Source organism: Inquilinus limosus (genome assembly GCF_051487185.1).
In the GTDB taxonomy this organism is placed as follows: Bacteria; Pseudomonadota; Alphaproteobacteria; order DSM-16000; family Inquilinaceae; genus Inquilinus; species Inquilinus limosus_F.
In genome coordinates this window covers 41,997-62,698 of the sequence record NZ_JAHVDK010000007.1, presented here as the reverse complement: position 1 = coordinate 62,698, position 20,702 = coordinate 41,997, and the positions used below count along the sequence as shown (strand labels likewise).

The following is a 20,702-nucleotide window of genomic DNA, read 5'->3' as shown; positions in this document are numbered from 1 at the left end:
CAGCCGCTAGCTTCGGCGCTTGAAGATGCGGTGGTCCAGCCGCTCGTCGTCCAGCCCGGCCGGCTCCTGGTGCAGGATCACCTCGGCATCGGGGAAGGCCTCGGACAGCGCGGCCTCAAGGCGGTCGCAGACGGTGTGGGCCTGCCACAGGGTCAGGGCGCCGTCCATCTCGACATGCAGCTCGATGAAGCGGGTGCCGCCGGCGCTGCGGGTGCGCATGTCGTGCAGGCCCGCCACCTCCGGGTCGGCGCGGACGATCGCGGCGATCCGGTCCCGGTCCTCCCGCGGCAGCTCGCGGTCCATCAGATGGTCGGCGGCGCGGCGGGCGATGCGGGCGGCGCTGACCAGGAGCCACAGCGCGACGCCGATCGCGGCGGCCGGGTCGAGCCACAGCCAGCCGGGTCGCTGACCGATCACCAGCACCGCCAGCACCACCAGGCTGGTCGCGGTGTCGCCGACATAGTTCAGCCGGTCGGCGGCGATCGCGGTCGAATCGGTGCGGCGGGCGACGGCGCGCTGGAACAGCACCAGCGCGACGGTGGCGACCACCGACACGATCATGACCGTGATGCCCAGCGGCACCTCGGCGATCGGCGCCGGGGTGATGAAGCGGCCGGCCGATTCGAAGATCAGCAGCAGGGCCGAGCCGCCGACGAAGGCGGCCTGGGCGACGGCGCCCAGCGGCTCGGCCTTGCCGTGGCCGAAGCGGTGCGACCGGTCCGGCGGCCGCAGCGCATGGCGCACGCTGATCAGGAGGATGCCGGAGGCGGCGACGTCGACCAGGCTGTCCAGCAGCGAGGACAGGATCGCGGCCGATCCGGTGACCAGCCAGGCAGCCAGCTTCAGGACGGCCAGCACCGAGGCGACCGAGACACTGACCGCCGTGGCCAGGCGCAGCAGCCGGTCGCGTCGGGCCGGGTCGTCGCCGTTCTGGGCGTGGGCGGTCACGGGTACAGCCGGTGGTGGCGCCAGCCGTCCCGGCCCGGCTCATACACCATGCGGTCGTGCAGCCGGTGGGGCCGCTCCTGCCAGAACTCGATCCGCCACGGCACCAGGCGGAAGCCGGACCAGTGCGGCGGCCGCGGCACCGGCCCGTCCGCCTCCTCCGGCCCGAAGCGGCGGGTCGCCTCGGACACGGCCTGTTCCAGCGTCGCCCGGTCGGCCAGCGGCCGCGACTGGGCCGAAGCCCAGGCGCCGATCCGGCTGCCGCGGGGGCGGCTGGCGAAATAGGCGTCGGCCTCCGCCGGCTCGACCGGCGTCACCGGCCCCTCGACCCGCACCTGCCGGCGCAGGCTCTTCCAGTAGAAGCACAGCGCCGCCCGCGGGTTGCGCGCCAGCTCCTCGCCCTTGCGGCTCTCCAGATTGGTGTAGAAGACGAAGCCGCGCGCTTCCGCCGCGGCGTCGTCGACGCCTTTCAGCAGCACCGTCCGGACCGAGGGCGCGCCGTCGGCGGTCGCGGTCGCCAGCGCCATGGCGTTCGGATCGTTGATCTCATGCGCCGACGCCAGCGCGAACCAGTCCTCGAACAGCGCGAAGGGGTCCGCCGGCGGAACGAAATCGCGGTTGGCGGGTTCGCTTGCGGCACTGCCGGAATTCGGGGCGGGGGACGGGGGCGTCGTCATGGCGCACGGCCTTCATTCGGTCGAATTCCGGCTACATTAGGGATCGACGCCGTGAAGTCCATGGCGGCCAGGACAGGTCGGATGCCCGCTGCGGGCATCCCAGGAGGATCGAAGATTATGAGGAAGTTCACCATCGCCGCCGTGCTCGTCGGTGCGGTCGCCCTGGCCGGTTGCCAGGACTTCGGCCCGAAGCAGGGCGCCGGCACCCTGATCGGCGCCGCTGGCGGCGGCCTGCTGGGCTCGCAGTTCGGCAGCGGCACGGGCAAGCTGGCCGCCACGGCCGCCGGCGTGCTGATCGGCGGCTGGCTCGGCAACTCGGTCGGCGCCTCGCTCGACCGGTCGGACCAGCTCTATGCCGAGCGCACCTACAACCGCGCCTTCGAAACCGCCCCCACCGGCACGTCGAGCTCCTGGCGCAACCCGGATTCTGGCAACTACGGCACCGTCACCCCGACCCGCACTTACCGGGACCAGGAATACGGGCGCGACTGTCGCGAATTCACCCAGACCATCTATGTCCAGGGTCGAGCCCAGACCGGCACCGGCACGGCCTGCCGCGAAGGCGACGGCACCTGGCGGATCGTCAACGGCTAAGACGCACGATCCCGACCGTCCGACGAGGGCCCGCCGTGTCGCTCACGGCGGGCCTTCCGCTTTCGGGGAGCCACGGTGCAGCGGAATCGGCGGCGTCTCCCCTCGGCCGGGCAGACGCTCCGCCTGCGGCTCGTCGACCAGCACCGCCGCCAGCGGCACGCCCAGGCTGTCCTGATGCGCCTCCTCGGCGGCATGGATCCGGTCCGACAGCGCCTGCAGCCACGGCCCGTCCAGCCCCGGCACCTCGCCGATCTTGCCGCGCATGCCGACGCCGAGGCCGCGCATCAGGTCGGCCAGCGTCGTCACCCGCAGGTCGCGCGAGATCAGCCAGGTGTCGGCGGCGGAGCGTTCGACGAAGCGGGCGTGGCGCAGCTGCTCCAGCATGCCGTCGAGGGCGGAGATGCCGACCGGCACCCGGTCGAGCAGGGTGCGGCGATGCATGCCGACGCCGAGGCGGCTGGCCGCCGCCAGCTCGCGCAATATGGCGACGGCGATGGTCAGCCTCGGCCCGGGCAGCAGGTCGTCGACCTCGCCGCCCAGGAGGCGGCCGGAGCGCCAGTCCGGCAGGGCGGCGGCGATCACCGCGCCGATCAGCACGATCGACCAGGCGAGATAGAGCCACAGCAGGAAGATCGGGATCGTGGCGAGTGCGCCGTAGATCGTCTCATAGGCCGGGAAGGCGCGCAGATACCAGGCGAACAGGCGCTTGGAGATGTCGAACAGCACCGCCGCGATCAGCCCGCCGATCACGGCGTCGGTCCAGCGTACAGAACGGTTCGGAATCAGCTGGTACAGCAGGGTGAAGCCGATGAACTGCAGCACCAGCGGCACGAAGCCGATGAAGGGCGCCCAGAGCTGCTGGACGAATCCGCCATGGCCGCCGAAGAAGCTGATGGTGAAGGAGAAGCTGGCGACGACCAGGATCGGGGTCAGCGTCAGGATCGCCCAGAAGGTGACGATCCGCACCACCCAGGCCCGCTGCTCCTTCACCCGCCAGATGCCGTTGAAGGCGTCCTCGATGGTGGCCAGCAGCAGGACCGAGGTGACCACCAGGCCGACAATCGAGAAGGCGGTCAGCCGCCCGGTGTTCTGGCTGAACCCTTCCAGATAGTTCAGCACGGTGTGCCCGACCTCGGGCACCAGCATCTCGACCAGCCAGGCCTGGGCCGCGCCCTTGATCACGCCGAAGGCGGGGAAGGCGGACAGGATCGAGAAGGCGATGGTCGCCATCGGCACCAGCGCCAGCAGCGAAGAATAGGTCAAGGCCGAGGCCGCCTGCGCCCCGCGATCGTTCCAGAAGCGCAGCACGGCGTAGCGGCTGAAGGTGTAGAACGCCCGCGCCCAGTCGCGTGCCGTGTGGCTGATACTCCAGCTCCACTCTTGCCGATCACCCAGTCCCGATGCCATTCATCAGCCCACATTTGACCCGACAGGGCGTTCGTGTACGATCCCCGCACTTCCCGAGGACCCGCGGCGCGCCCCGTTCGGGCTTCCTGATCCCAACTGAGGCTCTGCGATGACGGTTCCCTCTCCGCTCCTTCAAGGCAAGCGCGGCTTGATCATGGGCGTCGCCAATGACCGGTCGATCGCCTGGGGGATCGCCTCGGCCTGCGCGGCCCATGGTGCGGAGCTCGCCTTCACCTACCAGGGTGACGCCCTCTACAAACGTGTCAAGCCGCTCGCCGACAGCGTCGGTTCGACCCGTGTGCTGCCCTGCGACGTCACCGACCAGGCCAGCATCGACGCGGTGTTCGAGACGCTGGCGCGGGACTGGGGGCGGCTCGATTTCCTGGTGCACGGCATCGCCTTCTCCGACAAGAACGAGCTCGACGGCCTGTACCTGCACACGACGCGGGACAACTTCCTGCGCACCATGGACATCTCCTGCTACAGCTTCACCGCGGTGGCGCAGCGGGCGGTGCCGCTGATGACCGAAGGCGGCAGCCTCTTGACCCTGACCTATTACGGGGCGGAACGGGTGATGCCGCACTACAACGTCATGGGCGTGGCCAAGGCGGCGCTGGAGGCCAGCGTCCGCTACCTCGCGGCCGATCTCGGCGGCCGCGGCATCCGGGTCAACGCCATCTCGGCCGGCCCGATCAAGACCCTCGCCGCCAGCGGCATCGGCGACTTCCGCTACATCCTGAAGTGGAACGAGCTGAATGCGCCGCTGAAGCGCAACGTCACCATCGAGCAGGTCGGCGGCGCCGGGCTGTACCTCCTGTCCGACCTCGGCTCCGGCGTGACCGGCGAGGTGCACCACGTCGATTGCGGCTATCACACCGTCGGCATGGTCGCGGTCGACAATGCGGCCGCGACGGCCGAGCTGCTGCAGAGCCTGGCGCCGAAGTCATGAACGCGGCCGCCGTCACGGTCCGGCTGGCCACGGAAGCCGATCGGGCGGCTGTCATCGCGCTGTTCCAGGACCTCGACCGGCACTACGCCCAGGGTCGCGCGCTCGACCCCGATGCGGTCACGGCCGAACGGGTCGGGCGCTACGTCTATGGCCAGCACCCGACCGAGATCGCGCTGGCCGAGATCGACGGCCGGCCGGTCGGCCTGGCCAGCTTCGGCATGCTGTTTCCGGGGCAGGCGCTGACCGGGCACCTGCAGCTCAAGGACCTGTATGTGCGCGACGGCGCCCGCGGGCTCGGCGCCGGCGAGGCGCTGCTGCGCTTCCTGGCGCAGCTGGCGCGTCAGCGCGGCTGCAGCCGGCTCGACTGGACCACCGAGACCTGGAACGAAGGGGCGCAGCGCCTCTACGACCGGCTCGGCGCGGCGCGCCTGCCGCAGAAGATCTATTATCGGCTCGAGGGCGATGCCCTCGACCGTATGGCCGCAGAGGGCTGACGCCCGGACGGATTCGGATATGGCCGGCAACAGCTTCGGAACCCTGTTCCGCTTCACCACCTGGGGCGAAAGCCACGGTCCCGCGATCGGCGTGGTGGTGGACGGCACGCCGCCGCGCATCCCGCTGGCCGAGGCCGACATCCAGCCCTGGCTGGACAAGCGCAAGCCGGGCCAGTCGCGCTTCGTCACCCAGCGGCGCGAAGCCGACGCGGTGAAGATCCTGTCCGGCGTCTATGAAGGCCAGACGACCGGCACGCCGATCTCGCTGCTGATCGAGAACACCGACCAGCGCAGCAAGGACTATTCCGAGATCGCGGCCAAGTTCCGGCCCGGCCATGCCGACTACACCTATTGGAAGAAATACGGCATCCGCGACCCGCGCGGCGGCGGCCGCTCCAGTGCGCGCGAGACCGCCTGCCGCGTCGCCGCCGGCGCCATCGCCCGCAGGATCCTGTCCGGCGTGACCATCCGCGGCGCGCTGGTGCAGATCGGCCCGCACGCGATCGACCGCGGCCGCTGGGACTGGGACGAGGTCGACCGCAACCCGTTCTTCTGTCCCGACTCCGAGACGGCGTCGCGCTGGGCCGACTATCTCGACGGCGTGCGGAAGGCCGGGTCCTCGACCGGCGCGGTGGTCGAGGTGGTGGCCGAGGGCGTGCCCGCGGGCTGGGGCGAGCCGATCTACGACAAGCTCGACAGCGACCTCGCCCGGGCGATGATGACGATCAATGCGGTGAAGGGGGTCGAGATCGGCGCCGGTTTCGCCGCCGCGTCCCTGTCCGGCGAGGAGAACGCCGACGAGATGCAGATGGGCAATGACGGCGAGGTCCGGTTCACCGCCAACAATGCCGGCGGCATCCTCGGCGGCATCTCGACCGGCCAGCCGGTGGTGGTGCGCTTCGCAGTCAAGCCGACCAGCTCGATCCTGACGCCGCGGCGCACGGTCGACATCGAGGGCCGGAACACCGAGATCCTGACCAAGGGCCGGCACGACCCCTGCGTCGGCATCCGCGCCGTGCCCGTGGGCGAGGCGATGATGGCCTGCGTCCTGGCCGACCACATGCTGCGGCAGAGGGCGATCGAGGAGCGGGGGTGACGCGGAGCGCGAGGGCTTCTTATTTCAGTCATTGCCGGGCTTGATCCGGCAATCCAGAAGATTTCGACGTTCTCTGGATGCCCGGGTCAAGCCCGGGCATGACAGGCTGGGGAAGATCCGATTCTTTTCGCTCGACCGTTTTGCGGGTATGGAATGGGAATTGCGGAGGCCACCCTCCCGTGGGAGAACCACAGCGCATCACCGATCGTTGGAGCAGGGCTCGCAAGCATCGTCATTCGCCAACTCGATACCCGTCCAATGGCTCGTCTGCATCTGCGTGCAGCCCGCAACGGCCGTGCGATAGACGAGGAGGCGCTGGATATTCTCCGGTCTGCGCTATCGAGGGAAACCGACGCCGTCGGCAATCTTCCTGATGCGATCCGGCAGCGATTTGCGCCGCTCGGCGGCGTCGACCTTCCGAATATGCCGAGGGAAGCGATCCGCAAGCCACTCGCCTTGAGGAATGATTGGCGGTCGTGAGCTATTAGGAGGGCGTCGCCTCACCGCCGGCGGACAATCCTCCGCGCGCGAATGTCGATCACCGAGAAGGCGCGGTCGGCATAGGCCCGCGTTCCGCTTTCGGTCGCGGTCGCCGGGCTGTCGAAGAAGCACATGACCTTGCCATGGCGCACCAGGGCGTAGGGCGCCACCGAGGACGAGCCGGATTCCGACAAAAATTTCGCCAAAGCCTCGATATCCGCGCTGTCGGCATGGTCGCTCGCGGTCATGAAGTTCCTCCTGATCTGAGCGGATCGCAGCGGCCCGACGCTGTCGCCGATGCCAATGTCACGCAGCCGTCATGTCCGACTATAGCCGGGCCGGCGGCCGGATGGGAGGGGGACCCGATACCCGATCGCAAGACGGTTGTTCGGGTCATCGCTGGCCGCCACCTCGCCGCGAGGAAGGTTCCGGCCTCGTGCCGGTGAACTTTCGCCGCACTCACGGGTTCGGTGGGGCGGGGAATGAACCAATCCTGGACGCTCGCCGCAAACCGGCGCACATCTTCCAGCGGATCGGAAGGAGACACTCGATGCGCCGCATCCTGATGCTGTTGCTGGTTCCCGCGACGCTGGCGCTGGCCGCCTGCGGCGGCGGAGGGCCCGCCGGCGGCGGCCTGCCGCCGACGCTCAACCCGGTGCTGACGCAGGCCATGCCGGCGGTGGTGAACGTTTCGGTCCGCGGCACCGTCCGCCCGACCGCCGAGATGCTGCGCGATCCCGACATCCGGCGCTATTTCGGCGGCGAGAAGGAGAAGCCGTTCCGCAGCGTCGGCTCCGGCGTCATCGTCAACGCCGCCAAGGGGCTGGTCATCACCAGCGCCCATGTCGTCGAGAACGCCAACGAGATCGGCGTGACGCTCGGCAACGGCAACGAGGTGCCGGCCCAGGTCGTGGGATCCGCCCCCGACATCGACATCGCGGTGCTGCGCATCCCCACCAACGGGCTGAAGACCGAGCTGCCGGTGGACGACACCGACATGCCGAAGGTCGGCGACTTTGTGGTCGCGGTCGGCAACCCGTTCGGCCTCGGCCAGACCGCCTCGCTCGGCATCGTCAGCGCCACGGGCAGGAGCGGCCTCGGCATCGAGGGCTATGAGGACTTCATCCAGACCGATGCAGCGATCAACCCCGGCAGCTCCGGCGGCGCGCTGATCAATCTCGACGGCCGGCTGGTCGGCATCAACACCGCCATCATCAGCCCCTCCGGCGCCAATGCCGGCATCGGCTTCGCCATCCCGATGCACATGGTCAAGAGCTCGATCGAGCAGATCGAGCAGTACGGCTCGGTGTCACGGGCCCGGCTCGGCGTGGCGATCGAGGACCTGACCCCGGCCAAGGCGGCCTCGCGCGGCATCTCCGTCAACCGCGGCGCGCTGATCACCGGTGTCGTTCCCGGCACCGCCGCGGCCTCGGCCGGTCTCCGGGTCGGCGATGCGGTCACGGCGCTGGACGGACACCCGATCGACAGCGCCACCGCCCTGCGCAACGCTGTCGGCCTGATGCGGCCGCAGACCTCGGTGACGCTGACCGTGGTGCGCGGCAGGGAGACGCTGAGCATGCTGGTGGCGCTCGGCGCCCAGTAGCCGAATTCACGTTCCGGCGCTGGCGCTCGGCCTTGCCGTCGTTGTAACGGTCTGGGACAGAAGTCTGGCCGGCACGGCCCGCGCGACCGTGCCGACCTGTCTCGCTCCGCGGCGCCGAGGGACCGGACGTTCATGCTGATCGCCCAGATCACCGACACTCACGTGACCACGCCGGAAGTCGCGGTCGAGACGGGGATCGATGCCCTCGGCGCGCTGCGCCGCTGCGTCGAGCATCTCGGCTTGCTGTCGCCCCGGCCGGACCTGCTGCTCGTCACCGGTGACCTGGTCGACCGCGGCGACGTCGAATCGTACCGGTTGTTCCAGAAGGCGCTGGCTCCGCTCGGCCTGCCGATGCTGGCGGTTCCCGGCAACCACGATTCGCGCGAGGCGATGCGCGCGGCCTTCGCCGGCCATGCCGGAATCGGCACCGACGGCCCCTTCCTCAACATCGCTGGCGAAACCGCCGGCCTCAGGCTGATCGGGCTCGACACCACCATTCCGGACCGGATCGAAGGCCTGCTCTGCGAGGAGCGGCTGGAGTGGCTCGACACCCGGCTATCGGAGGCGCCGCAGCAGCCGGCGCTGGTGTTCATGCACCACCCGCCCTTCGAGACCGGGATGACCCGGATGGACAGCTGGCGCTGCGGCAATGGCGACGGGCTGGCCCGGGTGCTGGTCCGGCATCGGCAGGTGGTGCATGTGTTGTGTGGCCATGTCCATCGCGCGGTCGACACCACCTTCGCCGGCATCCCGGCCTCGATCGGGCCCAGCCCGTCGCATGCGGTCGGGCTGAACCTGGAGCAGGGGGCGGAGCTGATGGTCGGCATCGAGCCGCCCCTGGTCCGGCTCCTCTACTGGACCGGCAAACGGCTGATCTCACATCTGTCACCGATCGACGGGATGCAGCGCCGGGTGTCGTAAGACCTCAGCGGACCGTGTCGCGCGCTACCAGCGTGACCGGCACCGTCTCCACCGCCGCCGGCCGGCCGGGATCCTCGGCGCGGTCCAGCATCAGCGCCACGGCCCGGGCGGCGATGCGGCCGGCATCCTGGCGGATCGTGGTCAGGCGGTAGGGCGCCAGGCCGGCCGGCGGCACGTCGTCGAAGCCGATGATCGAGAAGTCGCGCGGCGCCGTCCGCCCCGCGGCCCGGGCCCCGTCCAGGAAGCCGCAGGCGAGCACGTCGCTGGCGCAGAACAGCCCGTCCAGCGGCGCGCCCCAAGCCTCGGCGGCGGCCGCGGCTCCGGCAGCCTGATCGGGGCCGGCCGCGGCAATCGGCCGGAAGGTGGCGCGGCCCGCGGCCAGGGCCGGCGCCAGGGCGGCGACGAAGGCGGCGCTGCGGGCTAGGCCGCTATAGGTGCCGCCCTCGACTCCGAGGAAGCCGAGATGCCGGCAGCCGGCGGCCAGCAGCGCCTCCGCCGCCAGCCGGCCGCCGGTCTCGTTGTCCGACAGCACCGCGTCGACCCCCGGGATCGATACGGCGCGGTTGATCGCCACCACAGGGATGCCCAGCCGGGCGCAGTGCTCCGCCAGCGCGAGCGGCGGCGCGCCGGAGGTCACCAGGACCCCGGTGACGCGGTATTGCAGGAATCGGGCGATGGTGCGGTCCAGCGCCGCCTCGTCGGCGACCTCGCTGACCAGGGACTGCAGGCCGCGCGCGTCGATCTCGCGCAACAGCGCCTCGAACAGGCTGGCGCGGTAGGGGTCGGTGGCGCCGCGCACGACGATGCCGACCAGGTCGGAGCGCTGGCGGTTCATGCCGCGGCCCAGCATGTTGACCTGGTAGCCCAGGGCCGAGGCCGCCTCCAGCACCCGGTCGCGGGTCTCCGGCGCCACCCGCGCCTGGCCCGACATGATGCGCGAGACCGTGGCCCGCGACACCCCGGCCCGATCCGCCACCGCCTGGGCCGTCACCGGCCGCATCCCGCTGTCCTGCCGTCGTCGTCCCAAGCGGCGCTCCCTGCGGAAGACTCAAGAATGGCGCACACGTGTTCACGAAGATGACGCGCCGTAAAGCCGGAATTGCCTGGCCCGCGCGAATGTCATCGGACCGTCACCAAACATTCATTTCCTTGAAAGCGTGCGGTTCCGGGCGCCATGATAGAAGCGCCGCCGGAGAGCGGTGCGGCCGACGAACTGGTGTGAGGGTTTGTGAACACGTGTTCAAGGCTCGTCTTCCGGGACGTCGCCGACCATCCTGCGGACTGGGAGGTATCGAAGATGACAGGGACGATGATCGGCCGGGTGGCCGGGCTGGCGGCGCTGCTGCTGGCCGGGGCGGCGCAGGCGGACGAGTTGGTGATCGCCGGCCGCGACGGCGTCTACGGCGATGCGCTGGCCTATGCGGTCGAGGCCTACAAGAAGGCGTCGCCGGACACCGAGATCGAGCTGCTGAAGCTGCCCTATGGCAGCCTGTACGAGAAGCTGGTGGTGTCGCTGCGCGGTGGCGCCGACGCCTATGACGTGATCGTCGTCGACGACACCTGGATGCCGGAATTCACCGCCAATGGCTGGCTGAAGCCGGTGACGGCCGACCTGTCCGGCGTGATCCCCAGCCTGGCAGCCCTGGCCAAGGACAAGGACGGGCAGGCGGTGGCGCAGCCCTTCGTCGGCAATGTCGAGATGTTCGCCTACCGCACCGACCTGTTTCAGGCCGCCGGCCTGTCGGCGCCGAAGAGCTGGAGCGACGTGGTCAAGGCGGCGGAAACGCTGAAGGCCAAGGACCCGAATGTCGCCGGCGTGGTGTTCCGCGGCACCAAGGGCAACCCGATCGTCACCGGCTTCCTGCCGATCTTCTGGGCCCATGGCGGCGAGATCATCGACGGCTCGGGCAAGGCGGCGCTGGCCTCGCCGGCCGGGATCAAGGCGCTGCAGCAGTTCCTGTCGCTGAAGGCCTATGCCCCGACCGGGGTCGAGACGTACAACGCCACCGAGGTGCGCGACGCGCTGGAGCAGGGCCGCGCTGCCATGGCGATCGAAATCTGGCCGGCCTGGGTGCCGTCGCTGGACGACGCCGCCAAGTCCAAGGTGGTCGGCAAGGTCGCGATCGGCCCGGCCCCGGGCGAGACCAAGGGCCCGGCGCCGATGCTCGGCATCTGGCAGGTGGCGATCCCGTCCGGCGCGCCCAATGCCGAGGCGGCGCAGAAGTTTCTGGACTTCCTCGGCTCGGCCGCGATGCAGAAGGAGCTGGCGCTGCGCTTCGGCCTGCCGCCGACCCTGACCGCGCTCTATGCCGACAAGGACCTGGTCGCCAAGTACCGCTGGTACCCGGACCAGTTGAAGGCGCTCGAGGCCGGCGTGTCGCGGCCGCGGATCAAGCAGTGGCCGCAGGTCGAATCAATCCTTGGCGATTACCTCCAGCTCGCCCTGGTCGGCCAGATGAGCGCCGAGGAGGCGCTGAAGAAGGCTTCGGCCGATATCGATGCGGCGCTAGCGAAGTAGGCGCGGTCACATCCTGAATCGTCATCCCGTGCGCGCTGCGGCACAACGTGCTGCAGCGCAGACACGGGATCTCTTTGAAGTCTCGAGGAGATCCCCGCTTCTGCGGGGATGACGGAAAGCACTAGACGGTATCCATGCTCTTCACCGACCGACGGCAGCTCGTCCTGCTCCTGCTTCCCGCCGCGCTGCTGCTGGTCGTGTTCGCGCTCTGGCCGGTGCTGCAGGTCGCGGCCTATTCCTTCCAGAAGATCGACTTCGCGGCGGACGCGGCGCGCTGGGCCGGCTTTGGCAACTACGCCGCGCTGTTCGGCGACTGGTTCTTCCGGGTCGACATCGGTAACACGGTGAAATTCGCCGTCGTCGCCTCGGTGGTCCAGGTCGCGCTCGGCACCGCGCTGGCCCTGCTGCTGAACCGCGAGTTCCGCGGCCGTGGCGCGGTGCTGTCGGTCGTGGTCTATCCGATGATGCTGTCGACGCTGGTCTGCTCGGCGATCTGGCGGTCCTGGTTCCATCACGATGTCGGGGTGCTGAACGGCGCCCTCGGCTGGCTCGGCCTCCCGCCGGTGGCCTGGCTGTCCGACCCCGGCCTGGCGCTGTGGTCGGTGATGCTGGTCGACACCTGGCAGTGGACGCCGATGACGACGCTGATCGTCCTGGCCGGGCTGCAGTCGATCCCGCCCGAGGTGGTGGAGGCGGCGCGGACCGACGGCGCCCGGCCCTGGGTGCTCTTGACCCGCATCGTGCTGCCGCTGGTGCGCGGCCAGATCTTCCTGGCGCTGCTGCTGCGCCTGATCGACACCTTCAAGCTGTTCGACAAGGTCTACGCCCTGACCGGCGGCGGCCCCGGCAACGCCACCGAGACGATGTCGATGTATGTCTATCAGAAGGGCTTCAAGTTCTTCGATGTCGGCCTGGCCGCCGCCGCCTCGGTGGTGATGATGGCGATCGCCTGCGTGCTCTGCGCCGTCTACGCCGCCCAGGCGATGCGGGGCTCGGCCAGGTGATCCGCCGCGCCCTGCCCTATCTCGGCATCGCCCTGTTCGTCCTCGTCTTCGCCCTGCCGATCGTCTGGATGCTTGGCGCCGCCTTCGAGGACCCGGCCCGCGCCGGCCGGGGCTTCCTGCCGACCGCCCCGACGCTCGACAACATCCGGGCCGTGCTCGACGACGGCTTCCTGGTGCGGCTGAAGAACACCGCCATCGTCGCCTTCGGCGCCACGCTGCTGTCGCTCGCCGCCGGCTTTCTCGCCGCCTATGCGCTGGCCCGGTTCCGCTTCCCGAAGCGGCTCGACGTCCTGTTCCTGCTGCTGGTGCTGGTGGTCAAGCTGATGCCGCCGATCGTGGTGGCGCTGCCGCTGCACGCGTTGTTGCTCGATCTCGGCCTGCTCGGCACCCTCTCCGGCCTGGTGCTGGTCTACCAGCTCTACACCCTGCCCTTCTGCCTGTGGATGCTGCTCGGCTTCGTGCGCGAGGTGCCGGTGGAGATCGAGGCCGCGGCGGCGATCGACGGCGCGGGCCTTTTGCGCCGGCTGTGGCACATCGTGCTGCCGCTGGCGCTGCCGGGGCTGGTGGCGACGCTGATCTTCGCCCTGATCCTGTGCTGGAACGAGTTCCTGTTCTCGCTGCTGTACCTGCAGCGGCCCAGCCGCTTCACCCTGCCGCTCTACGTCGCCACCTTCATCACCGAGGACGAGACGCTGTGGGGCCGGCTGATGGCGATCGGCCTCTTGTCCTCCCTGCCGGTGCTGCTGGTCGCGGGCTACATCCAGAAGCACCTGCTGCGCGGCTTCGCTCTCGGCACAAAGTAGACATCCGCGACCATGGGTTGACGCTGCGGCCCCCTGGGGCCAAAAGCCGCGCATCGCGGGATGTGTGGCGGAGCGGGCGATGGGCGAACGGGACCTAACCGGACGGGCGGTGGCGGATGCCATCCTGGCCGAGGTGGCGGCGGAGGTGCAGGCGCTGGGTGAGGCGCATTGGCCGCCGAAGCTGGTGTCGATCACGGTTGGCGACGAGAGCGCGGTCGACGTCTATGTCCGCAACCAGCGGCGGACGGCAGAGCGGGTCGGCATCGCCTTCGAGACGAGGCGCCTGCCCGAGAGCCTGACGCAGGAGGAGCTGCGCGCCACCATCGCCGCCCTCAATGTCGATCCGCAGGTCAGCGGCATCATCCTGCAGCGGCCGGTGCCGAAGCACATCTCGATCAAGGCGATGCAGACGACGATCCACCCGCTGAAGGATGTCGAGGGCATGAACCCGGCCTCGATCGGCAACATCGTCTACAACGAGCTGGAGCTGGCGCCCTGCACCGCACTGGCCGCCGTCGAGATGCTGAAGCGCACCGGCCTGAAGCTGGAGGGGCTGGAGGCGGTGGTGATCGGCCATTCCGAGATCGTCGGCAAGCCGATCGCCTTCCTCTTGATGGCGGAGGGGGCGACGGTCACGGTCTGCCACCACATGACCCGCTCCGTCTCGATGCATTCTCGCCGGGCCGATGCGGTGTTCGTCGCCGTCGGCAAGCCGAAGCTGGTCACCGGCGACATGATCAAGCCGGGCGCCGCGGTGATCGACATCGGCATCAACGAGGTGCTGGACGATGACGGCAAGAGCCGGGTGGTCGGCGATGTCGATTACGACAGCGTCGCCCCGGTGGCGGGCTGGATCACCCCGGTGCCGGGTGGCGTCGGGCCGGTGACGGTGGCGGTGCTGATGCGCAACACCGTGGTCGCCACCCGCCGCCAGAAGGCGCATTACGAGGCGCGGCTGGGGGCGTCAATGGCCTGACGGGGCGGCGCGCGAGACCGATCGCGTCGTATATGCTGTAGTAGCAGTGGCCCGAAATATCGACCCGTCATCGCGAGGACCCCGGCCTTGAGCCGGGGGGCGTGGCGATCCAGCGGCGCGGAGGCATCCGAGATGCGGACCCGGCTCTTCAGAAGCGGAAACTCCCTGGCCGTGCGCATCCCGAAGGAGCTCGCCTTCGCCGATACGGCGCGGGATGTCGAGATCGAGCGCCGGGGCGATAGCCTGATCATCCGGCCGGCGGCGGCCCGCTCGCTGGCCAGGGTGGCGGAGGTCTTCGCCTCCTTCCCGCCAGGCTTCATGGCTGAAGGCCGGGAGCAGCGCGAGCAGAAGGAGAGGGACTGGGACTCTTCCTGAGCCAACCCCCTTTCAGCTCTTCTTCCCGCCTGGCGGTGGAGAACTGGGCGAAGGCCTGACCCGGCCCTTCGGAGGCGGCGGCTTCACCCGCGGCCGGTCCCGCGCCGGGGGCGGCGCGGGCGGCCTGCGCGGCAGGTCAGGCTGCCGCGGCTGAGACGGGGATCGAGAGCGTCGACCAGACATCGCGCAGCGCCTCGACCAGCCGCGCCATCTGCAGGTCATCGTGCAGCGGCGTCGGGGTCAGGCGCAGCCGCTCGGCCCCGCGAGGCACGGTCGGGTAGTTGATCGGCTGGACGTAGATGCGGTGCCGCTCCAGCAGCAGGTCGCTGGCCGCCTTGCACAGCCGGGCGTCGCCGACGAGGACCGGCACGATGTGGCTGACCGACGGCATCACCGGCAGGCCGGCGGCGCGCAGAAGACGCTTCAGCATCGCCGCCCGCTCCTGGTGCCGCTCGCGCTCGGCGGTGCTGGCCTTGAGGTGCCGGATCGCAGCCAGGGCCCCGGCCGCGACCACCGGCGGCAACGAGGTGGTGAAGATGAAGCCGGGGGCGTGGCTGCGCAGCGCGTCGACCAGCATGGCCGAGCCGGCGACATAGCCGCCCATCACGCCAAAGGCCTTGCCCAGCGTCCCCTCGATCACGGTGAGGCGCCGGGTCAACCCGTCGCGCTCGGCGATGCCGCCGCCGCGCGGCCCGTACATGCCCACGGCATGGACCTCGTCGAGATAGGTCATGGCGCCGTGCCGGTCCGCGACGTCACAGATCTCGGCGATTGGCGCGATGTCGCCGTCCATCGAGTACACGCTCTCGAACGCCACCAGCTTCGGCCGGGTCAGCGGGTATTCCGACATCAGCCGGTCGAGGTCGGCCGGGTCGTTGTGGCGGAAGATCCGCTTCTCGCAGCCGGAATTGCGGATGCCGGCGATCATCGAGGCGTGGTTCAGCGCGTCGGAGAACACGACGCAGCCGGGGATCAGCTTCGCCAGGGTCGACAGCGAGGCGTCGTTCGAGACGTAGCCGGAGGTGAAGAGGAGGGCCGCCTCCTTGCCGTGCAGGTCGGCCAGCTCGGCCTCCAGCGCCCGGTGATAGATATGGGTGCCGGAGATGTTGCGGGTGCCGCCGGCGCCGGCGCCGCAGCGGTCCAGCGCCTCGTGCATCGCCGTCAGCACCGCCGGGTGCTGGCCCATGCCGAGATAGTCGTTCGAGCACCAGACGGTGACGTCCGGCGCCCCTTCCAGCCCGTGATGGGCGGCGCGCGGGAATGCCCCGGCATGGCGCTCGAGCTCGGCGAAGATGCGGTAGCGGCCCTCGGCCTTCAGCGTCTCGATCGCCGTCCGGAAGATGTTCTCGTAGTCCATTCCACCGTCTCGCCGTGCCGCGGGCCGGGCCCAGGCAGGAATACTAACGCATCTGGCGCCGCCGCGTGAAATGGCACCATAGTCGAAGCGCGCCAAGAGGCGAGGCCGCCGGCGGCTTCGGCGGCGATCCGCCGCACGCGATGAACGGCTGGAAAATCTCCGGCCGCCTGTCGGAAGGCGCCGGATCCGACCGTCCTTGGATCACGGTGTCCAGCCGAGGGAGAGTTCACGTGCCCAAGATCACCCAGAAGATCACCCCCTTCCTGTGGTTCAACGGCCAGGCCGAGGAAGCGGCCGAGTTCTATGTCTCGATCTTCGACAATTCGAGGATCACCTCCGTCCTGCGCAACGGCGACGCCGGGCCGGGGCCGAAGGGCAGCGTCCTGACCGTCGGCTTCGAGCTGGAGGGCCAGGCCTTCACCGCCTTGAACGGCGGATCGCGTTTCGAGTTCACCTGGGCGGTCTCCTTCGTCGTCCACTGCGAGACGCAGGAGGAGGTCGACCGGTTCTGGGCCTGCCTCGTCGAGGGCGGCGGCGAGCACAGCCAATGCGGCTGGCTGAAGGACAAGTTCGGCGTGTGGTGGCAGGTCACGCCCGACATCCTGATCGAGATGCAGCACGACCCCGACCCGGCGAAAGCGGCCAGGGTGATGCAGGCGATGATGCAGATGGGCAAGATCGACATCGCCGCGCTGCAGCGGGCCTATCGGGGCGAAGCCTGACCACTCCTCGCGCCGGGCTTTGCGATGGCCGGCTTCGGCGGCATGATCGCGGGCATCGAGGCGCGAGCAGGGGTGGATGATGGCGCAGACCGCGGCGGCCTGGGCGGCGACCCCGCGCAGCCGGAAGAAGCGCGAGGCGATTCTCGAGGCCGGGATCCGGGTGTTCATGGCCGACGGCTATGCCGCCAGCATGGACCGGGTGGCGGCCGAGGCCGGCGTCGCCAAGCAGACCCTGTACAGCCATTTCGGCAGCAAGGAAGGGCTGTTCCGCGCCATCTTCGACCGCTACAAGCAGCAGTCCCTGGCCGGGCTCGACCCCGCCGGCGACCTGGCGGACGAGCTCGCCACCTTCGGCGAACGCATGCTGCGCCGCATCTTCGATCCCGAGATCCTCGGCGTGCAGCGGCTGATGGTCGCCCAGGCCGCCGCCTTTCCGGATCTGGCGCGCCTGTTCTACGACGCGGGTCCGGGCCGCGTCCGCGCCGCCCTGGCGGACTTCCTGCGGACCAAGATGGAGGCGGGCGCGCTGCGCCCCGCCGATCCGGCCGAGGCGGCGGAGGATCTGGTCGCGCTGATGCAGGGCGGACGGCGGCAGCGCACCCTGTTCGGCGTCGAGCCGCCGCCGCAGCCTGCGGAGCTGCGGGGCATCGCCGAGCGCGCGGTGGCGGTCTTTTTGCGCGCCTATACAACACGTTAAGGTCTTGTTTCGGACCCTTGTTTCGCCGCAATTCCCACTTACCTCCGGGTGCGAAGGGGCGCAGGCGGCGGAGGAAAGCGGATGGCGAAGTTTCGCTACTGGGGCATGTCGGTCCTGCTCAGCCTGGGTCAGGCCGATCTGGCGGTCGCCAGCGAGAGGCCGCCCTACGAGGAGGCCCTGGCCGCGTATTTCGGCTCGGCCGGGACCGACGCCGCGCAAGCCCCCCTCTATCTGTATCGTCCGGACAGCTTCCCGCGGGTGACCTTCATCGGCCATATCGCGCCGGATGCGGCGCCACGGTGGCGCGGCGTCGCCATCGGCGGAGTCTGGCAGGCGGCGGCCACGCCGGACGACCTCGCCCCGCTGCTGCTGCCGGAGACCGGCTGGGCCGCGGCGGATGCGGCGACGCGCGAAGCGATCGCCCTGCGCTGGGTCGAGGAGATCGTGATGGGCGGCGAGGTGCTGAAGAGCGGCGCCGACCTGGTGCCGCCCGCGCTGGACGGTGCCGTCCGCCCCGCCGCCGCCCGCACCCTGCCCGACGGCACGATCGAGGTCAGCGGCTGGGTGTCGCATCTCAGCGTCGCCGGCGAGGTCGCCGACCCGTTCACCGTCCGGCTCGCGCCGGACGGCACGGTGCAGGCGGCGTAAAGCGCCCTATTCCTTCACGCCCAACTCCTCGCCGACGAGCGTGACCCAGTAGGTCGCGCCGAGGGCGAGGATCTCGTCGTTGAAGTTGTAATGCGGCGTGTGGACGTAGTGGTAGCTGCCGTCCGGGTTGACGCCGTTGCCGATCATGATGAAGGCGCCGGGCCTCTTCTCCAGCATGAAGGAGAAGTCCTCGGCCCCGGTGATCGGCGGGATGCTGGTCGCGACCTTGTCGGCGCCGACGATGCTGGCTGCGACCCCAGCCGCGATCTCCGTCTGCTCCGGGTGGTTGACCAGAGGCGGGTAGCGGCGCTGGTACTCGACCTCGGCGGTGCAGCCATAGGTGGCGGCCAGCCCCTCGGCGGTCTCGCGCAGCCGGCGCTCGATCGTGTCGCGCACCTTCGGGGAGTAGCTGCGCGAGGTGCCGGCCACCACCACCTCGGGCGGGATGATGTTGGGCGAGCCGATCGAGCCGCCGGAGACATGGCCGACGCTGATCACCGCCGGCTCCACCGCCGGGATGTTGCGGCCGACGATGGCCTGGGCCGCCAGGATGAAATGCGCCGTCACCACCGTCGGATCGGTGGCGAGATGGGGGGCCGAGCCGCCATGGCCGCCGGTGCCGCCGAAGGTGACGGTCCAGGTGTCGCTGGCCGCCAGCATCGGGCCGGGGCGGAGGCCGAACTCGCCGACCGCCCGGCCGGGATTGTTGTGCATGCCGTAGACGGCGTCGGCCGGGAAGCGGTCGAACAGGCCCTCTTCCACCATCAGCTGGCCGCCGCCCAGGCCTTCCTCGGCCGGCTGGAAGATGAAGTGCACCGTGCCCGCGAAGTCCCGGTTCTCGGAGAGATAGCGGGCCGCGCCCAGCAGCATTGCGGTGTGGCCGTCATGGCCGCAGGCATGCATCTTGCCGGGAACGGTTGAGGCGTACGGCAGGCCCGTCTTCTCATCAATGAACAGCGCGTCCATGTCGGCGCGCAGCGCCACCGCGCGCTGGCCGGGCCGGTTGCCCTTCAGCGTGCCGACCACGCCAGTTTTGGCGATACCCTCATGCGTCTCGATGCCCCAGTCGCGCAGCTTCCGCGCCACCAGGGCCGCGGTGCGTACCTCTTCGAAGCCGGTCTCGGGATGGGCGTGAATGTCGCGGCGGATGGCGATCAGCTCGTCCTCATAGGCCTTGATGGCCGACAAGATGGCATTCGGGTCGGTGGTCACGGTCGTCCCTCTCGGTTGGGTCTCGGCAGGTCGGGAAGGGACGAAGCTTTGCAGGTTTTCCGTCCTGCGCCCAGGGGCGGTGGACGGATCCCGTGCGGATCGGTTGCGTTCCGGCCCGCGGCGCGCCAGGATCGCGCGCTTCGTCGGGGAGGAAAGCCGCGTGATCCTGGATTTCGGCTCGATCAACATGGACCTGGTGATGGCGGTCACGGTGCTGCCGCGGCCGGGCGAGACCGTTCTGTGCGAGGGCTACGTCACCAAGCCCGGCGGCAAGGGATCGAACCAGGCGGTGGCGGCGGCGCGGGCCGGGGCGCGGGTGGCGATGGCCGGCGCGGTCGGCGGCGACGGCTTCGGCCAGGTGATGCGCGCCACCTTGGCGAAGGAAGGGGTCGATACGGCCCTGATCGCCACCAGCGACCGCCCGACCGGCGTCGCCTATATCTGCGTCGATGCGGGGGCCGAGAACTTCATCGCCGTCGGCAGCGGCGCCAATCTCGCGGTCACGGCCGGCCAGGTGCCGGACGATCGGCTGACGCCGGACACGCTGCTGGTGCTGCAGATGGAGCTGCCGCCGGAGCAGAACTGGGCGCTGCTGCGGCGCGCCCGGGCCCGCGGCTGCCGCGCCATCCTCAACGTCGCCCCGGCCGCGCCGGTGCCGGAGGCGGCGCTGCGCGACCTCGACCTGCTGGTGGTGAACGAGCACGAGGCGCTGGCGATCGCCGGCGGGCTCGGCCTCGATGCCGCCGATCCACGGGCCGCCGCCGGGGCGCTCAGCGACAGGCTGGGGCTGACCTGCGTCGTCACCCTGGGCGGCGAGGGCGCGATCGCGGTCGGGCCCGATCTTCCTGATTGGGGTGCCGGCTTCGCCGTGCCGGCGCTGCCGATCCGGCCGGTCGACACCACCGGCGCCGGCGACACCTTCACCGGCGTGCTGGCGGCCGGGCTCGATGCCGGGCTGCCGCTCGAGCAGGCGCTGCGCCGGGCCTCGACCGGCGCCGCCCTGGCCTGCCTGGCCCTCGGCGCGCAGGAAAGCATGCCGACCGCCGCCGCGATCGACGCCGCCCTGCCGCAGCTCGGCCCGACGGCCGGGATCGGCTGATATTTGGGCCCGGCGGCTCGGCCGGGATCCCCCTCACCCTCCCATTCGCTGTCGCGAATGGGCCCCTCCCTCTCCCCGAGGAGAGGGATTTCGGAGCGACGCCTTCCTTCACCTCTCCTTGGGGA

The 20,702-nt window shown here is 70.1% G+C and carries 23 protein-coding genes; 16 read left to right on the top strand and 7 right to left on the bottom strand.

The window, feature by feature from the left end; all coding sequences use genetic code 11:
- Positions 1–6: 6 nt before the first annotated feature.
- The gene (locus KXR53_RS09815; RefSeq protein ID WP_437374942.1) at positions 7–948 is read right to left on the bottom strand and encodes a cation diffusion facilitator family transporter; all 942 of its coding nucleotides are present in this window, start codon (positions 946–948) and stop codon (positions 7–9) included.
- Positions 945–1,622: a pyridoxamine 5'-phosphate oxidase gene (gene pdxH, locus KXR53_RS09810; RefSeq protein ID WP_437374941.1), complete on the bottom strand. Its 678-nt coding sequence runs from the start codon at positions 1,620–1,622 to the stop codon at positions 945–947. Before pdxH ends, KXR53_RS09815 begins: the two co-directional genes overlap by 4 nt.
- A gap of 117 nt (positions 1,623–1,739) precedes the next feature.
- On the opposite strand from pdxH, the gene KXR53_RS09805 reads away from it, so the two are divergent.
- Positions 1,740–2,216, top strand: a complete 477-nt coding sequence (locus KXR53_RS09805; RefSeq protein WP_437374940.1) for an RT0821/Lpp0805 family surface protein — start codon at positions 1,740–1,742, stop codon at positions 2,214–2,216.
- Positions 2,217–2,258: 42 nt separating this feature from the next.
- On the opposite strand, the gene KXR53_RS09800 is transcribed toward KXR53_RS09805, so the two are convergent.
- On the bottom strand, positions 2,259–3,623 hold the full coding sequence (locus KXR53_RS09800; protein WP_437374939.1) for a YihY family inner membrane protein: 1,365 nt from the start codon (positions 3,621–3,623) through the stop codon (positions 2,259–2,261).
- A 109-nt stretch (positions 3,624–3,732) separates the two neighbouring features.
- Between KXR53_RS09800 and fabI the strand changes: the two genes are divergently transcribed.
- The 4 genes from fabI (at position 3,733) to KXR53_RS09780 (ending at position 6,642) form a co-directional block, all read left to right on the top strand.
- Positions 3,733–4,572, top strand: coding sequence for an enoyl-ACP reductase FabI (gene fabI / locus KXR53_RS09795; protein WP_437374938.1), 840 nt, complete (start codon positions 3,733–3,735; stop codon positions 4,570–4,572).
- A complete protein-coding gene (locus KXR53_RS09790) occupies positions 4,569–5,066 on the top strand; it encodes an N-acetyltransferase family protein (RefSeq protein WP_437374937.1) in 498 nt (165 codons plus the stop codon). The genes fabI and KXR53_RS09790 overlap by 4 nt, the downstream gene beginning before the upstream one ends.
- Before the next feature lie 19 nt (positions 5,067–5,085).
- Positions 5,086–6,162 carry a chorismate synthase gene (aroC, locus tag KXR53_RS09785; RefSeq protein WP_437374936.1) on the top strand — a complete coding sequence of 359 codons (1,077 nt, stop codon included), beginning with the start codon at positions 5,086–5,088 and terminating at the stop codon, positions 6,160–6,162.
- Positions 6,163–6,321: 159 nt separating this feature from the next.
- Complete coding sequence (locus KXR53_RS09780; RefSeq protein WP_437375128.1) at positions 6,322–6,642, top strand: FitA-like ribbon-helix-helix domain-containing protein; 321 nt, start codon at positions 6,322–6,324, stop codon at positions 6,640–6,642.
- 20 nt (positions 6,643–6,662) lie between these two features.
- On the opposite strand, the gene KXR53_RS09775 is transcribed toward KXR53_RS09780, so the two are convergent.
- A complete protein-coding gene (locus tag KXR53_RS09775) occupies positions 6,663–6,890 on the bottom strand; it encodes a hypothetical protein (RefSeq protein WP_437374935.1) in 228 nt (75 codons plus the stop codon).
- A gap of 302 nt (positions 6,891–7,192) precedes the next feature.
- Between KXR53_RS09775 and KXR53_RS09770 the strand changes: the two genes are divergently transcribed.
- Positions 7,193–8,245 (top strand): trypsin-like peptidase domain-containing protein, encoded by a 1,053-nt coding sequence (locus KXR53_RS09770; RefSeq protein ID WP_437374934.1) that lies wholly within the window; start codon positions 7,193–7,195, stop codon positions 8,243–8,245.
- Between the two features lie 132 nt (positions 8,246–8,377).
- Entirely contained in the window at positions 8,378–9,166 is a 789-nt protein-coding gene (locus tag KXR53_RS09765) for a phosphodiesterase (RefSeq protein WP_437374933.1), read from the top strand.
- A 4-nt stretch (positions 9,167–9,170) separates the two neighbouring features.
- On the opposite strand, the gene KXR53_RS09760 is transcribed toward KXR53_RS09765, so the two are convergent.
- On the bottom strand, positions 9,171–10,193 hold the full coding sequence (locus KXR53_RS09760; RefSeq protein ID WP_437374932.1) for a LacI family DNA-binding transcriptional regulator: 1,023 nt from the start codon (positions 10,191–10,193) through the stop codon (positions 9,171–9,173).
- Between the two features lie 270 nt (positions 10,194–10,463).
- Between KXR53_RS09760 and KXR53_RS09755 the strand changes: the two genes are divergently transcribed.
- The 5 genes from KXR53_RS09755 to KXR53_RS09735 all read left to right on the top strand — a co-directional run bounded on the left by KXR53_RS09755 (position 10,464) and on the right by KXR53_RS09735 (position 14,842).
- Entirely contained in the window at positions 10,464–11,684 is a 1,221-nt protein-coding gene (locus KXR53_RS09755) for an ABC transporter substrate-binding protein (RefSeq protein ID WP_437374931.1), read from the top strand.
- 134 nt (positions 11,685–11,818) lie between these two features.
- Entirely contained in the window at positions 11,819–12,688 is an 870-nt protein-coding gene (locus KXR53_RS09750) for a carbohydrate ABC transporter permease (protein WP_437374930.1), read from the top strand.
- A complete protein-coding gene (locus KXR53_RS09745) occupies positions 12,685–13,491 on the top strand; it encodes a carbohydrate ABC transporter permease (protein WP_437374929.1) in 807 nt (268 codons plus the stop codon). Before KXR53_RS09750 ends, KXR53_RS09745 begins: the two co-directional genes overlap by 4 nt.
- A 79-nt stretch (positions 13,492–13,570) precedes the next feature.
- Entirely contained in the window at positions 13,571–14,467 is an 897-nt protein-coding gene (locus KXR53_RS09740) for a bifunctional 5,10-methylenetetrahydrofolate dehydrogenase/5,10-methenyltetrahydrofolate cyclohydrolase (protein WP_437374928.1), read from the top strand.
- A 132-nt stretch (positions 14,468–14,599) separates the two neighbouring features.
- Positions 14,600–14,842: an antitoxin gene (locus KXR53_RS09735; protein ID WP_437374927.1), complete on the top strand. Its 243-nt coding sequence runs from the start codon at positions 14,600–14,602 to the stop codon at positions 14,840–14,842.
- Between the two features lie 136 nt (positions 14,843–14,978).
- Here the strand turns inward: KXR53_RS09735 and hemA are convergent, their stop codons facing one another.
- On the bottom strand, positions 14,979–16,199 hold the full coding sequence (gene hemA, locus KXR53_RS09730; RefSeq protein WP_437374926.1) for a 5-aminolevulinate synthase: 1,221 nt from the start codon (positions 16,197–16,199) through the stop codon (positions 14,979–14,981).
- A gap of 230 nt (positions 16,200–16,429) precedes the next feature.
- Between hemA and KXR53_RS09725 the strand changes: the two genes are divergently transcribed.
- The 3 genes from KXR53_RS09725 (at position 16,430) to KXR53_RS09715 (ending at position 18,266) form a co-directional block, all read left to right on the top strand.
- Positions 16,430–16,921: a VOC family protein gene (locus KXR53_RS09725; RefSeq protein ID WP_437374925.1), complete on the top strand. Its 492-nt coding sequence runs from the start codon at positions 16,430–16,432 to the stop codon at positions 16,919–16,921.
- Between the two features lie 76 nt (positions 16,922–16,997).
- A complete protein-coding gene (locus KXR53_RS09720; protein WP_437374924.1) occupies positions 16,998–17,618 on the top strand; it encodes a TetR/AcrR family transcriptional regulator in 621 nt (206 codons plus the stop codon).
- A gap of 81 nt (positions 17,619–17,699) precedes the next feature.
- On the top strand, positions 17,700–18,266 hold the full coding sequence (locus KXR53_RS09715) for a hypothetical protein (protein WP_437374923.1): 567 nt from the start codon (positions 17,700–17,702) through the stop codon (positions 18,264–18,266).
- A 6-nt stretch (positions 18,267–18,272) separates the two neighbouring features.
- Here the strand turns inward: KXR53_RS09715 and KXR53_RS09710 are convergent, their stop codons facing one another.
- Complete coding sequence (locus KXR53_RS09710) at positions 18,273–19,478, bottom strand: M20 aminoacylase family protein (protein ID WP_437374922.1); 1,206 nt, start codon at positions 19,476–19,478, stop codon at positions 18,273–18,275.
- 160 nt (positions 19,479–19,638) lie between these two features.
- Between KXR53_RS09710 and KXR53_RS09705 the strand changes: the two genes are divergently transcribed.
- The gene (locus KXR53_RS09705) at positions 19,639–20,577 is read left to right on the top strand and encodes a ribokinase (protein WP_437374921.1); all 939 of its coding nucleotides are present in this window, start codon (positions 19,639–19,641) and stop codon (positions 20,575–20,577) included.
- The last annotated feature ends 125 nt before the right edge of the window (positions 20,578–20,702 follow it).

Coding starts and splice junctions, on each gene's coding strand:
- pdxH (WP_437374941.1), bottom strand. CDS start 1,622: ATGACGACGCCCCCGTCCCCCGCCCCGAATTCCGGCAGTGCCGCAAGC.
- KXR53_RS09805 (WP_437374940.1), top strand. CDS start 1,740: ATGAGGAAGTTCACCATCGCCGCCGTGCTCGTCGGTGCGGTCGCCCTG.
- KXR53_RS09800 (WP_437374939.1), bottom strand. CDS start 3,623: ATGGCATCGGGACTGGGTGATCGGCAAGAGTGGAGCTGGAGTATCAGC.
- fabI (WP_437374938.1), top strand. CDS start 3,733: ATGACGGTTCCCTCTCCGCTCCTTCAAGGCAAGCGCGGCTTGATCATG.
- KXR53_RS09790 (WP_437374937.1), top strand. CDS start 4,569: ATGAACGCGGCCGCCGTCACGGTCCGGCTGGCCACGGAAGCCGATCGG.
- aroC (WP_437374936.1), top strand. CDS start 5,086: ATGGCCGGCAACAGCTTCGGAACCCTGTTCCGCTTCACCACCTGGGGC.
- KXR53_RS09775 (WP_437374935.1), bottom strand. CDS start 6,890: ATGACCGCGAGCGACCATGCCGACAGCGCGGATATCGAGGCTTTGGCG.
- KXR53_RS09770 (WP_437374934.1), top strand. CDS start 7,193: ATGCGCCGCATCCTGATGCTGTTGCTGGTTCCCGCGACGCTGGCGCTG.
- KXR53_RS09765 (WP_437374933.1), top strand. CDS start 8,378: ATGCTGATCGCCCAGATCACCGACACTCACGTGACCACGCCGGAAGTC.
- KXR53_RS09755 (WP_437374931.1), top strand. CDS start 10,464: ATGACAGGGACGATGATCGGCCGGGTGGCCGGGCTGGCGGCGCTGCTG.
- KXR53_RS09750 (WP_437374930.1), top strand. CDS start 11,819: ATGCTCTTCACCGACCGACGGCAGCTCGTCCTGCTCCTGCTTCCCGCC.
- KXR53_RS09740 (WP_437374928.1), top strand. CDS start 13,571: ATGGGCGAACGGGACCTAACCGGACGGGCGGTGGCGGATGCCATCCTG.
- KXR53_RS09735 (WP_437374927.1), top strand. CDS start 14,600: ATGCGGACCCGGCTCTTCAGAAGCGGAAACTCCCTGGCCGTGCGCATC.
- hemA (WP_437374926.1), bottom strand. CDS start 16,199: ATGGACTACGAGAACATCTTCCGGACGGCGATCGAGACGCTGAAGGCC.
- KXR53_RS09720 (WP_437374924.1), top strand. CDS start 16,998: ATGATGGCGCAGACCGCGGCGGCCTGGGCGGCGACCCCGCGCAGCCGG.
- KXR53_RS09715 (WP_437374923.1), top strand. CDS start 17,700: ATGGCGAAGTTTCGCTACTGGGGCATGTCGGTCCTGCTCAGCCTGGGT.